Below are 14,734 nucleotides of genomic sequence, written 5' to 3'. Positions count from 1 at the left end.
CCTCCTGTCCGTGACGGCGGAGGGTCCGCACCGTCTCAGGCCGCGCGGACCTCGACCGTGTGCCATCCCGACGCCCCGTTCGGAGCCGGGGGCCGCTCGACGCTCGTCTGCACTTCACCGTCCGCGCTCACCGCGCGGACCTGGATGCGGTGTGACCCCTTCGTCGGCGTCCACCGGTAGACCCACTGCCGCCACGTGTCGGCCGAGACGGAGTCCGCGAGGGTCGCCTCTTCCCACGCGCCGTCCCCGACCCGGACCTGCACGCCCTTCACCCCGGTGTGCGGCTGCCACGCGACCCCGGCGATCGCCACCGTCGAACCGGCGTCGACCGTCGCGCCCGCGCGCGGGGTGTCGATGCGCGACTCCAGCTTGACCGGACCACGTTCCGACCAGCCGCGCGGTGTCCAGTAGCCCTGGGCGTCGGCGAACCGCGTGACCTCGAGCTCGGTGACCCACTTCGTCGCGGACACGTAGCCGAAGAGCCCGGGGACCACCATGCGCACCGGGAACCCGTGCTCCGGCGGCAGCGGCTCGCCGTTCATCCCCACGGCGAGCAGCGCGGCCGTGCCGTCGTCCTGCAGGACGTCGAGGGGCGTGCCCGCCGTGAACCCGTCGATGCTGCGCGACAGCACCATGTCGGCACTCGCGTGGGGCACGGCGCGCTCGAGCAGCTTCCGGATCGGGTAGCCGAGCCAGAGCGCGGTGCCGATGAGGTCCCCGCCCACCTCGTTCGAGACGCAGCTCAGCGTCGCGTGGTGTTCCTCGAGCGGGAGGGCGAGCAGGTCGTCCCACGTGAGCTCGACCTCGTGGTCGACGGCTCCGTGGATGCGGAGCTTCCAGTCGGCGGTGTCGACCGACGGCACCCGCAGCGCGGTGTCGATCCGGTAGAAGTCGCTGTTCGGGGTGACGTAGGGCGTGATGCCCTCGACGTCGAGCGACGCCCCGGCCGGGACCGCGGGTGCGGTGGTCGCCGGGGCCGGCAGCCGGACGGCCCGGCGTGCGGCAGCGGTCGCCTGCGCGGCGGCGGTGCCCAGACGGGAGGCGCCGCCCACCACGACCGCGACGGCCGCCGCCGTCACACCCCAGACCAGGAAGGCGCGACGTTCCGCAGAGGCGGGTCTGGGTGCGGCGGAGGGCACGGCGGCTGCCGACTCCCACCGGCGGAGCCTGGCGGTGAGGAGCCGGAGCACGATGACGGCCGCGGCGACCCCGAGCACGGACGGAGCCCCGTCCAGCGTGCCGCTGCCGGCACGGGTCGTGACGGCCAGGAGCGAGAGGACACCGCCGACGGCGAAGACCAGGGCCCCGAACGGCGGGCGGGCGCGTTCGAGGATGCCCGCCCCGGCGCTGACCGCGGCGACGATGACCGCCATGAGCACGAACAGCGCGACCTTGTCGCCGGTGCCGAACAGCGTGACCATGAGGTCCTTCGCGCCCGGGGGTGCGAGGTCGATGACCGCCGAACCGACCGCGACGAGGGGGCTGCCGGCACCACCGAGGACGAGGGCACCGAGTTCCGCGGCGGCGAAGAACGCGAGCGCGGCGACGATGCCCGTCGCGGCCGCGAGCAGGCGGGGGCGCGAGACCGCCACGGGGGCGGGCGCGAGGTCAGTGGTCACGGGCCGAGCGTAGGTCGACCGTGCCGCGTGTGTGCTGACAGTCGTGCATGCGGTGGACAGAGCCGGCGGTGTCCGCGCCCGTGGACGACCCGTACCCCGCACGAGCGGGGCCGCCGGTTCGTCGGGCGTTCACCGGTGCCGGCCAGCCGGTCGCGGGTGGAGCATGCGAGGATCGAGGGGTGCTGAGGCGTCCCGACCGTGTCCCGCGCTTCGGTCGCGCCCGGCGACGGGACCGCCACCCGATGTCGCAGGCACGACGTCTCCTGGTGCTGCGCTGGATCATCGTCGGCGTGTGGGCGGCCCTGCTCACGGCACGCATCATCGTGGTGTCCACCACGCCCGACGCGGACCTGACGTTCTTCGGCATCGCCGAGGTCGCCGTGATCGGTGTCGGTCTCCTCGTGATCGCCGGTGCCGTGCTGCGGGGCTGGTCGCTCCGACGGCGGCACGAGGACGAAGCCCTGGCCCTCGCGATCCGCCGGATCGACCCGACGGTGTGGCTCGTCCCGGCGGCACCGACCCCGGAACTCCGGGCATCGGTGGAGTCCGTCCGGCCGGACGTCGCGCTCGGGCACCGGGTGACGTGGGCCTTCGGTGCGACCGAGGCCTCGCTGTGGGAACTCGAGGAACGTCGTGCGACCCGGCTGCTCGTGATCCGGTGGAGCCGGATGGTGCACGTCGGCCTCGAGGACGTGCACGGCGACGGCCGGTCGTGGGCGATCGCCATGCACTACGTCCGACCCGACGACACGACAGCGGTGGCGACGTTCTTCGTCCGTGCGGCGCCGGGCTCGCGGCGGATGCTGGGCCGGGGCCCACGGATGGAGCGGCTCGTGGCCGACCTCGCGCGCGAACGCATCGTCGCGTAGCGCGTAGCGGGGAACACCGGAGGGCCCCGCCGATCGGCGAGGCCCTCTCGTGGTGCGGTCGTCGCCGCTGCCTAGTGGGTCGACGGTTCCTGTTCGACCTCACGCCGGTCGTCGTCCGACCAGAGCGTGTGGAAGGTGCCGTCCTTGTCGATGCGCTGGTAGGTGTGCGCGCCGAAGAAGTCCCGCTGCCCCTGGATGAGCGCGGCGGGCAGGCGGTCGGAGGCGAGCGAGTCGAAGTACGACAGTGCGGACGAGAACCCCGGCGCCGGGATCCCCGACGCGGCCGCGATGCCGACGATGCGACGCCACGCGGCCTCGCCCTCCTGCACGGCGTTCGCGAAGTACGGGTCCACCAGCAGCGACTCGAGCGAGGGGTTCTTGTCGTACGCCTCGACGATGCGGTTGAGGAACTGCGCGCGGATGATGCAGCCACCACGCCAGATCTTCGCGATGTTGCCGAGGTTGATGTCCCAGCCGTACTCCTTGGCCCCGGCGATGATGAGGTCGAAGCCCTGTGCGTACGCGACGACCTTCGACGCGTAGAGCGCCGCGCGGACGTCGTCCTCGAACCCGTCCGGGACCTCGGCGATGGCGGGACGGTCGGGGAAGGCCTTCTGCACCGCAGCGCGCTGGACCGGCTTGGACGACACCGCGCGGGCGAACACCGCTTCGCCGATGCCGGAGACGGGGGTGCCGAGACCGACCGCGTTCTGCACGGTCCACACGCCGGTGCCCTTCGACCCGGCCTCGTCGCGGATGACGTCGACGAGGGCCTTGCCCGTGTCGGCGTCCTGCTGCTTCAGGACCTCGACGGTGATCTCGATCAGGTAGGACTCGAGGTCGCCGCCGTTCCACTCGTCGAACACCTTCACCAGGTCCTCGACGGACAGCCCGCCGACGCGGCGGAGCAGGTCGTACGACTCGGCGATGAGCTGCATGTCGGCGTACTCGATGCCGTTGTGCACCATCTTCACGAAGTGGCCGGCACCGTCGGTGCCGATGTGGGTGACGCAGGGCTCGCCCTCGGCGACGGCGGCGATCGACTTGAGGATCGGGCCGAGGGTCTCCCATGCCTCCTTCGAACCGCCGGGCATGATCGACGGACCCTTCAGGGCACCCTCTTCACCGCCGGAGATGCCGGTCCCGACGAAGTTGAGACCCTTGTAGCGCAGGTCGTGCTCACGGCGGATGGTGTCGTGGAAGTTGGCGTTGCCGCCGTCGACGATGATGTCGCCGTCCTCGAACCGTTCCGCGAGCTGCTCGATGACCGCGTCGGTGCCCTTGCCCGCCTGCACCATGATGATGGCCGTGCGCGGCTTGGACAGCGAGGCCACGAAGTCGTCGATCGACTCGGACGCGATGAAGCCGGCGTCCGCGTGCTCGTTCAGCAGTTCCTCGGTGCGGGCGTACGTGCGGTTGTAGACCGCGACGGTGTTGCCCTCCCGCGAGGCGAGGTTCCGAGCGAGGTTCGAACCCATCACCGCCAGACCGACCACGCCGATGTTCGCCTGTCCGTTGTTCTCTGCCACGAGGTCTCCTTCGTCCTGACGTTCGGCACCAACCTACGGTCCGCAGCCTGGGACCGCCCGCGTGTTACGGCAACTGGGGACGACTGTTCACCGGCCCAATACGGTGGAGGAATGACCGAGCGCGCTGTCCTCCCGCCCCTGCTCGTGATGGGGGTCTCCGGTTCCGGCAAGTCGACGATCGGGCAGGCCCTCGCCGACGCCCTCGCCGCCCAGGCTCAGCCCACGGTCTTCGTGGACGCGGACGACCTGCACCCCGCCGCGAACAAGGAGAAGATGCGGCAGGGGACCCCGCTCACGGACGAGGACCGCTGGCCCTGGCTCGACGCCTGCGCCGCGCGGATCGCCGAGGTCGAGGACTCCGGCCACCGCTGCGTGATGGCGAACTCGGCGCTCAAGCGTGTCTACCGCGACCGTCTCCGCGCCTCGGCGCCGACCCTCGTGATCGCCTTCCTCGACGGCTCGCACGATCTGATCGCCGACCGCCAGGCGCACCGTCACCACGAGTACATGCCGAGCTCCTTGCTCGACTCGCAGTTCGCGACGCTCGAGCGACCGCAGCCGGACGAGGCCGCCGTCACCGTGTCGATCGAGGGCTCGGTCGACGAGACGGTGACGGCGATCCTCTCCGCGCTCTCGGTCACTTCCGGCTGAGCTCGGACAGCCGCGACCGGTACTCCTCGGCGTCGATGTCGCCGCGGGCGAACCGGTCGGCGAGCACCGAGCGGGCGTCCGACCGCGCCCGCCAGCTGCCACGTCGGAGCACGCCGAACACGAGGAACACGACGAGGAACGCGACGAAGAAGAACGCGGGGAAGACGGGGAACGGGAACCCGCCGCCGTGCCAGTAGGGCGCGGTGGCGGCGATGGTGGTGAGCATGGTGACCTCCTGTGGTCGGTTCGGCGTCGCTGTCACGACCGTCCAAGACTCGGCCCAGGAGGCGCGGCGCGCGTCCGTCGCGCAGCCCCACTTCTGCCTGCTCCCGCAGTCGTAGTGCACGTCCTCCTCCACACCCGACTACTCCCGCGGGAGTAGTCCACAGGTCGTGCGCACGCCCGATGCCGCGGGCGGGAGCCGACCCTAGGCTCGAGCCATGGACACCACCCCGACCCTCGCCGACCCGGCGAGCGACGACACCCGTTGGGTCGGGCGCCGTCGCTTCGCCCGGGTCGGTCGGGTGCTGCCGGTGGCGTTCCTGCAGATCGTCGGGACGCTGCTCGCATCGCGCGTGCTGGTCGGACCGGGTGTCGGGACGGGCTCGGCCGGCCCGCCCTGGGCACGGCACGCGTTCACCGGTGCGGTCGACCCGGTGCACCTCGGCCCGCTCGCGATCGGGTTCCTCGTGGCCGGCGTCGTGGTGCTCCCGTGGCGCTGGCGGTGGCCGCGGTCGGTGCTGCTCCTGACCCTCGCGACCACGATCGGGTACGCCCTCGTCGTGAGTCCGCGCGGGCCGTTCGTCGCCGCGCTGACGATGGCGCTCGCCAACGCCTGGCTCCGCGGACACCGTTGGTGGGTCGTCGCCTCGGCGGGGCTCGCCGTCGTCGTGCTCCCGACCGCAGATGCCGTCCTCGGCCGCTCGTCCGTGCTCGACCTCAGCGCCGTGCTGCTCTGCATCGCCTGGGCCACCGTGACCATCGCCGTGTCCGAACTCGTCCGCGTCCGGCTCGAACGGGTCGCGGAACGCCGTCGTCAGCGCGCCGAGGCCGACCGGCGTCGTGCCGCCGACGAGCGGGTGCGGATCGCCCGCGAGCTCCACGACTCGGTCGCCCACAGCATGTCCCTCATCAACCTCCAGGCAGGGGTCGCCCTCCACCTCGGAGCCGACCTCCCGGACCAGACGCGGGACTCCCTCGCGAACATCCGCGACTCCAGCCGCGAGGCCCTCGTCGAACTCCGCACGATCCTCGGCGTGCTGCGCTCGGTCGACGGAGCGCCCGACCGCGAGGGGGCGGAGCGCGCCCCGACCGCCGGCCTCGACCGCGTCGCCGACCTGGTGGAACGAGCGCGTGCCGCGGGCGTCGACGTCACCCTGGCCGTCGACGGCGACCGATCGGCGGTGCACGGCATCACGGACCGGAACGCGTTCCGCATCGTGCAAGAGTCGGTGACCAACGTCATGAAGCACGCCCCCGGACACCGAGCCGACGTGACGATCTCGATCGGCCCGGACGTCGTGGACCTCGTCGTCGCCGACCGCCCGTCCCAGCCGCGGGTGGCCGACGTCGGCTCCACCGAGCCGCTCGCCCCGACCGGCAACGGGATCATCGGGATGCGCGAACGTGCGAACGCCGTCGACGGCACCCTGTCCGCCGGACCGACGACCGACGGCGGCTGGAGGGTGGCAGCACGCCTCCCGGTGGTCGGCACCGACCCCGAGGACGCCCGATGACCACGGACAGCATCGCCCCGGACCCGATCCGCGTGCTCCTCGTCGACGACCAGGTGCTCGTCCGCGCCGGGCTCCGCGCACTCGTCGACGCCGAACCCGGCATGACCGTCGTCGGCGAGGCGGGCGACGGCGACGCCGCGGTGGACGTCGCACGGCGGGAACGCCCCGACGTCGTCCTCATGGACATCCGGATGCCGGGCACCGACGGGCTCGCGGCGACGCAACGGATCTCGGCCGACCCCGAACTCGGGGGCGTGCACGTGGTCATCCTCACCACGTTCGAGGAAGACGACTACGTGTTCGAGGCGATCCGCGGTGGGGCTGCCGGATTCCTCGTGAAGGACACGGAACCGGCCGAACTCCTCCGGGCGATCCGGACCGTCGTCGCGGGGGAGTCCCTGCTCTCGCCCCGGGCGACCCGTTCCCTGGTCGAGGCGTACGCCACCCACGCGAAGCCGTCGTCCCTCGCGCCGGAGCTGGGCGTCCTGACCGACCGCGAGCGTCAGGTCATGCAGCTCGTCGCCGTCGGCATGACGAACGCCGAGATCGCCCAGCACCTCTTCGTCAGCCCGATGACCACGAAGACCCACGTCTCCCGGGCGATGATCAAGCTCGGCGCCCGCGACCGCGCCCAGCTCGTCGTCTTCGCCTACGAGACCGGCCTCGTGACCCCGGGCTGGCGCCCGTGACCGCCCGCTCCGCTGCCACAGTGACTTCGGAGACCGCGCAGCGAACACCTCGAACACCTCGGACGCCCGCGCCGATCCGATCCGGTCGACGCCGAACGGCACTGACCGGATCCGTGGCAACGGACGGCAACGACTGCCGGACCGCCGCACCCCGAGTTGCATGGACCCCATGTCGTTCACCGGATTCGGCGTCGTCGCCGGAGCAGCACTGACCGAGGCCGTCCGTCGCGCGGGCGCCGACCACGTGGAGCCGACGATCGCCGACAACCTGGCGATCCGGCCGGACGGCCACGGCGGCCACGGCCACGGCGGCGGCTGGGTGCTCGACGACGGCTACGCCGGCGACCGCTTCCCGTCCTTCGCGATCCTCGTCCCCGGCGACCTCCCGCTGCTGACCGCCGACCCCGACGCGGTCCGGGACTACTTCGAGGCCGTCCTCCCGATCGTCCACTCCGTCGCCGACCCGGGCGCGAAGATCGTGTTCGGCTCGGGGACCGCCCGCACGGCACCCGACGGCATGCCCACGGCCGAGGCGCACCGCCGCTTCGCCGAGGTGCTCCGCACGGCACGGGACACCGCCGCGGCGAACGACCTCCGCATCGTGCTCGAGCCGCTGAGTCGTTCGGAGACGAACGTCCTGCACTCCGTCGCCGAGGCCGTCCGGTTCCTGGACGACGCGGCGGTCGACGGGGTGGACGTCGTCGCCGACCTGTTCCACATCCGGAACGAGGGGGAGTCGCTCGACGTCCTCCGGGAGCACGGCGCCCGCATCGGCCACGTGCACGTCAGCGACCGCGACCGTCGCCCGCTCGGTGCCGAGGGCGGGGACGACGTCTGGCGCGACTTCCTCGCGGCCGTGCACGACGGTGGCTACCGCGGCTCGGTCTCACTGGAGTGCACCTGGTCGCCGGACGCCGTGACCGCCGAGCAGGAGATCGGCCGATCGCTGGAACTCCTCCGACGAACCGGTGCCATGCTCGTGGCATGACGATCGAGGTGCGTCCCGCGACGTCCTTCGACGACGTCCGCACCATGGTCGGTCCGAAGCGTCCGGACGCGAACGTGTGCTGGTGCCTGAGCTACCGGATCCCGGCGAAGGAGAACCAGGCCCTCAGCGGCACGGCCCGTGGGGATCGCGTCCGGGTGCTCCTCGACGAGGACCTGCCGCCCGGGGTCCTGGCGTACGACGGCGACGAGGTCGTGGGGTGGGCCGCGGTGCACCCCCGCCCGGACACCACGTTCGCGCGGAACCGGAAGATCCCGCACCTCGACGACCCGGGCGACCGGAGCGTGTGGAGCGTCTGGTGCATCCGGGTGCGGCCGGGCCACCGGGGCGAGGGCATCTCGCACGCGCTCCTGGCGGGCGCGGTCGACTTCGCCCGCGAGCACGGCGCCCGCACGGTGGAGGGCTACCCCGTCGACAACCGCGGCGAGCGGGTCGACCTGACGATGGCGTACGTCGGGACCCGCGCACTGTTCGAGCACGCCGGGTTCGAGCACGCGGCGGACACGACGTCCGTCCTGAACGGCTTCCCCCGCGTGCTCGTGCGCAGGCGCCTCAGAGCTTGAACGTCGCCCTCGGGATGTCCGACACGATCCGACGCGCCGTCCGTACCGCGTCCTCCTCGGACAGCTCGTGCGTGACCACGAGCGATGCCAGGTAGGCCGCGTCCGCTCGGCGAGCCATGTCGTGCCGCGCCGGGATCGAGCAGTACGCCCGGGTGTCGTCGATGAACCCCGAGGTCTTCGTGAACGACGCCGAGTCGGTGATGGCTGCCCGGTACCGACCGATCGCCGCGGGGGTGTCGATGAACCACCAGGGAGCGCCGGCGTACACGGCGGGGTAGAAGCCGGCGAGCGGGCCGATCTCGCGGGAGAACACGGTCTCGTCGACGGTGAAGAGCACGAGGTGGAACCCCGGCGCGGTCCCGAACGACTCGAGCAGCGGCCGCAGCGGTTCGGTGAAGGACCCGACCGCGGGCAGGTCGTGCCCGGTGTCCGGCCCGAAGCGCTCGAGCGTGGGGGCGTGGTGGTTCCGCAGCACACCGGGGTGGAGCTGCATGACGAGACCGTCCTCGACGCTCATCTCGGCCCACCGGTAGAGCATGTCGTGCCGGTACGCGACGGCCTCCGACGCGGTCACAGCGGACGGACCCTGCATCGCGGCCGTGTGGATCCGCGAGCGCTCCGAGGCCGACAATGGCGTGGATCCGGCGTCGAGGACCCCGGTGTCCGTGGCGGTGGCACCGTGCTGGACGAAGTACTGGCGACGTGCGCGCAGAGCCGCCAACAGCCCGTCGTGGGTTCCCGTGTCGATGCCGGCGGCCTCACCGATCGACGCGACCACGTGCCTCCAGTCCGACCCCGACGGGTCGAACACGGCGTCCGCGCGGAACGTGGGGACCACCCGGCGGGTGAAGGTGGGGTCGCCGGCGAGCCGCGCGTGCGCGGCGAGGTCGGCGGTGGGCGCGTCCGTGGTCGCGAGGACCTCGATGCCGAAGGCGTCGAACAGGGCGCGCGGACGGAACGCGGGCGTAGTGAGGAGCTCGGCGATGTGGTCGTACTGGGCGTCCGCGTTCGCGGCCGACGGCTGTTCCGTCAGGCCGAAGACGTCGTGCAGCTCCGTCTCGAACCAGTAGCGGACGGGGGTGCCGAGGAAGTCGTCCCAGTGCTCGGCCAGGTTCCGCCAGATGGATCGTCCTGGAGGCACGGTGCCGGTTCCCGACAGGTCGACGCGACCCAGCGCCTCCAGTCCGACACCGTTCGCGTGCAGGAGCCGCAGGACGTAGTGGTCCGGCGTGATGAGCAGCGACGCGGGGTCCTCGAACGGTTGGTCGTCCGCGATGAGGGCGGCGTCGACGTGCCCGTGGGGGGAGATGATCGGCGCGTCCTTGACGGCGTCGTAGACCGTGCGGGCGACCGCTCGCGCTCCCGGGTCGGCTGCGAAGAGCCGGTCCGGGTGCGGGGCGAGCGGTGTGGCGGTGGTGGTCTGGGTCATCGTCGACTCCTTCATGACGCGTGGGGGACGGGTGCGGGACCGGTGGACTCGCGGACGGTGAGGTGGGTCGGCAGCGCGACCGCGCCGCTCATGTGCTCGCCGGGCAGTTCGTCGGCGGGGATCGCGCCGAGCCGTCCGAGGAGCATCCGGATCGCGACCCGGCCGGCCCGCTCGATCGGCGAGGTCATCGTGGTGAGCGGGGGGTTGCAGAAGTCCGCGCCGAAGATGTCGTCGCAGCCGACGATGCTCATGTCCTCGGGGACGCGGACGCCCCGCTCCCGGAGTCGGGCGAGCATGCCGATCGCGATGAGGTCGTTGAACGCGATGCAGGCGGTGGCACCGGCGTGCACGGCGGCGTCGGCGGCCGCTGCTCCGGAATCGACGAACGGCGCGTGCGGCCCGACGCGGCCGACCCGCACGCCGAGGCGCTTGGCGACGCGGACGAGGGCCTTCCACCGGCGTTCGTTCGACCACGAGCTGTCCGGGCCGGCGACGTAGAGGATGTCCCGGTGGCCGAGGGACACCAGGTGCTGCACGGCCTGCTCGACCCCGCCGGGGGTGTCGATGAGCACGGAGGGGACCCCGGCGGGCCGGCGGTTCACCACGACGAGCGGGGTGCGTTCGGCGAACCGGGCGATCTGCGCGTCGGACAGTCGCGACGCGGTGAGCACGGCCCCGTCGGCCTTCCCGGCGATCGCGCTGAGGGCGGCCATCTCGGCGTCGGCGGACTCCTCGGTGTCGACGAGGAGCTGCGTCCACCCGGCACCGGCGAGCTGGTGCTGCGTCCCGCGGATGACGTCGAAGTAGAAGGGGTTCGTGATGTCGGACACGAGCACGGCGACCGCGCGGGTCCGGCCGGACGTGAGCGCCCGGGCCTGCGAGTTCGGGACGTAGCCGAGTTCCCGGGCCGCCTGCTGGATGCGCTGTTGCGTCGCCTGGTTCACGCGGTCGGGCAGGGAGAGCGCCCGGGACACCGTGGACGGCGCCACTCCGGTGGCGTCGGCGATGTCGCGGATGGTCACCCGCCGGGCGGTGTCGGTGTCGGTCACGGTTCCTCCGTCGTCCGGCCTGCGCGTCGGTGCGCCGGTGCGGTCTGCCGGTGCCTCGGTGCGCCGGTGCAGCGAACGTAAACCGGTCTGGCAACAAGTGGCAACCGATTGCCGCATGTTGCCAACCGCGGGACAGTGGATCGACCGGGCAGTGCCGCCCGGAGGAGGTCTCGAGGAGGAAACCCCCGTGAACACGCGAAGACTTCATGCCCGCACCGTGATCGGTGCCGCGGCCGTGGTCGCCCTCGCCGCGCTGTCCCTCCAGGGATGCGCCGTGGTGAACGGCAGCGGCGACGACCCGAACACCCTCCGCGTCATGATGGGCGCGGACACCACCTACCCCAAGGAGCGCAAGCAGTGGCAGCAGGACGTCGCCGCTGAGTTCAAGCGCACCACCGGTGCGAACGTCCAGTGGGAGACGTACTCGTCCGCCCAGGAGGAGCTCACCGCCATCCAGACCAGCGTCATCTCGGGGCAGGGTCCGGACGTGTACGCGATCGGCAGCACGTTCACGCCCACCGCGTACGCCACCGGCGCCTTCGTCGAGATGGGCTCGAAGGAATGGAAGGCCGTCGGGGGCAAGGACCAGTTCGACCCCGCGTCCTTCGGCATCTCCGGACCGAGCACCTCGAAGCAGATCGGCATCCCGTTCGCCAGCCGACCGTTCGTGATGGCGGTGAACAAGGACCTGCTCGCCGACGCGGGGATCACGGAGATGCCCACGACCTGGGACCAGCTGACCGAGGACGCGAAGGCCACCACCACGGGCGGCCGGCACGGCCTGGCGATCGCCTACGCCGACGGCTTCGACCCGTGGAAGTTCGTCTGGGGCATGGCGCAGAACGCCGGCAACACGATCGTCTCGAAGGACGGCAAGGCGGAGATCGACTCCAAGGCCGTCGAGAACGCCTACCGCACCTACTTCGACTGGGTCACCAAGGACGGCGTCGTCGACAAGGCCGCGATCGGGTGGAACAACGCCCAGGCCCTCGCGCAGTTCACCGAGGGCAAGGCGGCGTTCTTCCCGATGACGACCACCACCGCGATCAACTCGTTCAAGAACACCCCCGTCGACGGCAAGTACGAGTTCGCACTCCTGCCGACGGTGCCCCCGGGAGCGACGTCGCGTCCGTCCGGCGGCATCGAGGCGGCGAGCATCCTCTCCGGCGACAACTGGGTCGTGGCCGACTACGGCAAGAAGCAGGACCTGTCGTTCGACTTCATCAAGCAGCTCAGCACGCCGAAGGCGCAGCTCGAGTACTACAAGCTCTTCGGCAACCTGCCGACGAACTCCGACGCCGCGGCCGAACTCGCGGCGGCGAACCCCCAGCTCAAGCCGATCATCGACGCCGGCAAGCTCTCGAAGCCGACCGCCTTCACCGGTGCCTGGTCGGACATCCAACTCTCCCTCGTGGACGTCGTGGTGCAGTCCATCCCGTCGCTCAAGAGCGGCGAGGTCACCGACGACCAGCTCCGGAAGCGTCTGCAGGACGCCCAGAAGGACGCCCAGTCCACGCTCGACCGGCAGAAGAACGGAGGCCTGTGATGACGCAGGTCCAGACCCCCGCGCCGCGCGCGACCGAGTCGCGTGACCGTGAGGTCCGTCCGCACGGCACGACCCCGCTCTACAAGCGGGAGCGTCCCCTCTGGATGCTCCTCCCAGGCGGCGTCCTCATGCTCGCCGTCATCGTGGTGCCGCTCCTGGTGGGCTTCTACATCGCGATGCTCGACCTCGACCAGTACACGCTCCGCCAGTGGTTCAGCGCCCCGTTCGTCGGGTTCGCGAACTTCGCCGAGGCGTTCACGGACTCGCCCCTGCTCCACTCGATCTGGATCTCGGTGTCCATCTCGGTGCTCGTCACCGCGGTCACCGTCCCGATCGGCGTCGCCGCGGCGATCTCGACGCAGAACCGGTTCCCCGGTCGCGGACTCGTCCGGTCGATCTACCTCATCCCGTACGTGCTCCCCGCCTTCGTCGTCGGCACGTTCTTCCGGACGATGCTCCAGCCGCAGGGCGTCGTGAACTCGATCCTGCACACCGACGTGCTCTGGCTGAACGGCTCCGCGTCGTACTGGGCGCTCGCCGGCGTGATGATCTGGACGAGCTGGCCCTTCGTCTACCTGCTCTCCCTCGCCGGACTGCAGGCGGTCGACAACGAGGTGCACGAGGCCGCCGCACTCGACGGGGTGACCTGGTGGGCGAAGCTCCGCTACATCATCTTCCCGTACCTGCGCGGACCCCTGAGCCTCGCGGTGATCATCGCGATCCTGCACAACATCAACAACTTCACCCTCCCGTTCGTGCTGTTCGGCATCCCGCTGCCGTCGAGCGTCGAGGTCATGCCCGTCCTCACGTACATCGCGAGCTTCCAGTCGTTCCGCTTCGGCCTGTCCGCGGCGATGGCGATCTGCTCCCTCGTGATCGTCGCGATCCCGCTGTTCGTCTACCTGCGGGCCGTGAAGCTCGACACCGGTGACGACGCGGGCCCCAACCGCAAGCAGCGTCGTGCCGACCGGCGCACCCTCGCGGCAGCGACCCCGGCCGCTGCAGCCGACATCGACGGAGCCCGAGCATGAGCGCCTTCACCACCTCCACGCGGACCCGCCCCACGGCGACGCTGACCGAGAGCATCACCGCCGGCGACCGCGGCCGTCGGCACAAGCGCCCGTATGACACCGACGTCACCCGGCTCCTGCCGCGCTGGCTGCTCATCCTCGTGATCGCGGTGATCATCGCGTTCATCGCCGTCCCCGTGCTCTACATCCTGTTCGGGTCGGTCAACTCCGACGTCGCGGTCGCCCGGGGCGAGTACTTCCCCTCGGAGTTCACGCTCGCGAACTACGTGGACATCTGGTCGACGGTCGCACTCGGCGAGGGGCTCGTGAACTCGATGCTCACCGCCGGTGCCGTCGCCGTCGCGAGTGCGGCGCTCGCCGTCTCCACCGCGTACGTGCTGGTCCGGTTCCGCTTCCTCGGACGCCTGACGTTCCTCCGCGGCCTGCTCGCGCTGCAGTCGATCCCCGGCACGCTCCTGCTCCTGCCCGTGTTCGTGGTGTTCTCGAACATCGCGAGCGCCACCGGCGTGCAGATCATCGGCACCCGCTGGGGACTGTTCGTCACGTACCTGACGTTCGCCCTGCCGTTCTCGACGTGGGTGATGGTCACGTACCTGCGCGGCCTGCCGAAGGAACTCGAGGAGGCCGCCCGCATCGACGGCGCGTCCAGCACCAAGATCCTCACGAAGATCGTCCTGCCGCTCTCCTGGCCCGGCATCGTCGTGTCGGCGATCTTCGCCTTCCTGCTCGGCTGGAACGACGTCCTGTTCTCGACGATCATGACCACCCCCAACACCCGCACGGTGGCGGTCGTCCTGCAGGTCCTCGGCACCACGCAGGAGGGCGGCGCCGTCCCGATCTACGGCCAGATGATGGCCGCGTCGATCGTCTGCGCGGTCCCGGTCGTGGCGCTCTACCTGATCTTCCAGCGCTACCTGGTCGGCGGTCTCACCGCCGGCTCCGTCAAGTAGCGCTGTGCAGTCTGCCGACTTGTCCACAGACTGCCTGGAGGCGCGGTGCCAGCCCGCCCCGCGCCTC

General features: G+C 71.3%; 14 protein-coding genes. 9 read left to right on the top strand and 5 right to left on the bottom strand.

The window, feature by feature from the left end:
- Nucleotides 1–35: 35 nt before the first annotated feature.
- The gene (locus JSX79_RS14800; protein WP_229086834.1) at nt 36–1,619 is read right to left on the bottom strand and encodes a molybdopterin-dependent oxidoreductase; all 1,584 of its coding nucleotides are present in this window, start codon (nt 1,617–1,619) and stop codon (nt 36–38) included.
- Nucleotides 1,620–1,861: 242 nt separating this feature from the next.
- Here JSX79_RS14800 and JSX79_RS14795 point away from each other — a divergent pair, with 242 nt between their 5' ends.
- Nucleotides 1,862–2,488, top strand: a complete 627-nt coding sequence (locus JSX79_RS14795; protein ID WP_139199359.1) for a hypothetical protein — start codon at nt 1,862–1,864, stop codon at nt 2,486–2,488.
- Nucleotides 2,489–2,559: 71 nt separating this feature from the next.
- Here the strand turns inward: JSX79_RS14795 and gndA are convergent, their stop codons facing one another.
- Nucleotides 2,560–4,017, bottom strand: coding sequence for an NADP-dependent phosphogluconate dehydrogenase (gene gndA, locus JSX79_RS14790; RefSeq protein ID WP_308061399.1), 1,458 nt, complete (start codon nt 4,015–4,017; stop codon nt 2,560–2,562).
- 111 nt (nt 4,018–4,128) lie between these two features.
- Between gndA and JSX79_RS14785 the strand changes: the two genes are divergently transcribed.
- Nucleotides 4,129–4,668, top strand: a complete 540-nt coding sequence (locus JSX79_RS14785; RefSeq protein ID WP_229086833.1) for a gluconokinase — start codon at nt 4,129–4,131, stop codon at nt 4,666–4,668.
- Here the strand turns inward: JSX79_RS14785 and JSX79_RS14780 are convergent.
- The gene (locus JSX79_RS14780; protein ID WP_070416791.1) at nt 4,655–4,894 is read right to left on the bottom strand and encodes a hypothetical protein; all 240 of its coding nucleotides are present in this window, start codon (nt 4,892–4,894) and stop codon (nt 4,655–4,657) included. The genes JSX79_RS14785 and JSX79_RS14780 overlap by 14 nt on opposite strands.
- A 214-nt stretch (nt 4,895–5,108) precedes the next feature.
- Here JSX79_RS14780 and JSX79_RS14775 point away from each other — a divergent pair, with 214 nt between their 5' ends.
- The 4 genes from JSX79_RS14775 to JSX79_RS14760 all read left to right on the top strand — a co-directional run bounded on the left by JSX79_RS14775 (nt 5,109) and on the right by JSX79_RS14760 (nt 8,662).
- Nucleotides 5,109–6,404, top strand: coding sequence for a histidine kinase (locus tag JSX79_RS14775; RefSeq protein WP_229086832.1), 1,296 nt, complete (start codon nt 5,109–5,111; stop codon nt 6,402–6,404).
- The gene (locus JSX79_RS14770; protein ID WP_071303144.1) at nt 6,401–7,093 is read left to right on the top strand and encodes a response regulator transcription factor; all 693 of its coding nucleotides are present in this window, start codon (nt 6,401–6,403) and stop codon (nt 7,091–7,093) included. The genes JSX79_RS14775 and JSX79_RS14770 overlap by 4 nt, the downstream gene beginning before the upstream one ends.
- A gap of 169 nt (nt 7,094–7,262) precedes the next feature.
- A complete protein-coding gene (locus JSX79_RS14765) occupies nt 7,263–8,081 on the top strand; it encodes a sugar phosphate isomerase/epimerase (protein WP_229086831.1) in 819 nt (272 codons plus the stop codon).
- Complete coding sequence (locus tag JSX79_RS14760) at nt 8,078–8,662, top strand: GNAT family N-acetyltransferase (RefSeq protein WP_229086830.1); 585 nt, start codon at nt 8,078–8,080, stop codon at nt 8,660–8,662. The genes JSX79_RS14765 and JSX79_RS14760 overlap by 4 nt, the downstream gene beginning before the upstream one ends.
- Here the strand turns inward: JSX79_RS14760 and uxaC are convergent.
- Both uxaC and JSX79_RS14750 read right to left on the bottom strand, forming a co-directional pair.
- Nucleotides 8,652–10,091: a glucuronate isomerase gene (gene uxaC, locus JSX79_RS14755; RefSeq protein WP_229086829.1), complete on the bottom strand. Its 1,440-nt coding sequence runs from the start codon at nt 10,089–10,091 to the stop codon at nt 8,652–8,654. The two genes, JSX79_RS14760 and uxaC, sit on opposite strands and share 11 nt — an antisense overlap.
- A gap of 11 nt (nt 10,092–10,102) precedes the next feature.
- Nucleotides 10,103–11,140, bottom strand: coding sequence for a LacI family DNA-binding transcriptional regulator (locus tag JSX79_RS14750; RefSeq protein WP_070416787.1), 1,038 nt, complete (start codon nt 11,138–11,140; stop codon nt 10,103–10,105).
- Nucleotides 11,141–11,327: 187 nt separating this feature from the next.
- On the opposite strand from JSX79_RS14750, the gene JSX79_RS14745 reads away from it, so the two are divergent.
- Genes JSX79_RS14745 through JSX79_RS14735 form a run of 3 tightly spaced genes read left to right on the top strand, consistent with a single transcriptional unit; the run spans nt 11,328 to nt 14,667 of the window.
- A complete protein-coding gene (locus JSX79_RS14745) occupies nt 11,328–12,686 on the top strand; it encodes an extracellular solute-binding protein (RefSeq protein WP_229086828.1) in 1,359 nt (452 codons plus the stop codon).
- Complete coding sequence (locus tag JSX79_RS14740) at nt 12,686–13,717, top strand: carbohydrate ABC transporter permease (protein ID WP_071303146.1); 1,032 nt, start codon at nt 12,686–12,688, stop codon at nt 13,715–13,717. The genes JSX79_RS14745 and JSX79_RS14740 overlap by 1 nt, the downstream gene beginning before the upstream one ends.
- Nucleotides 13,714–14,667 carry a carbohydrate ABC transporter permease gene (locus JSX79_RS14735; RefSeq protein WP_071303147.1) on the top strand — a complete coding sequence of 318 codons (954 nt, stop codon included), beginning with the start codon at nt 13,714–13,716 and terminating at the stop codon, nt 14,665–14,667. Before JSX79_RS14740 ends, JSX79_RS14735 begins: the two co-directional genes overlap by 4 nt.
- The last annotated feature ends 67 nt before the right edge of the window (nt 14,668–14,734 follow it).

It is taken from the genome of Curtobacterium sp. GD1, assembly GCF_020882855.1.
Classification (GTDB): Bacteria; Actinomycetota; Actinomycetes; order Actinomycetales; family Microbacteriaceae; genus Curtobacterium.
Note: the sequence above shows the minus strand (reverse complement) of the source record. Positions and strands in the feature narration are given on the sequence as shown.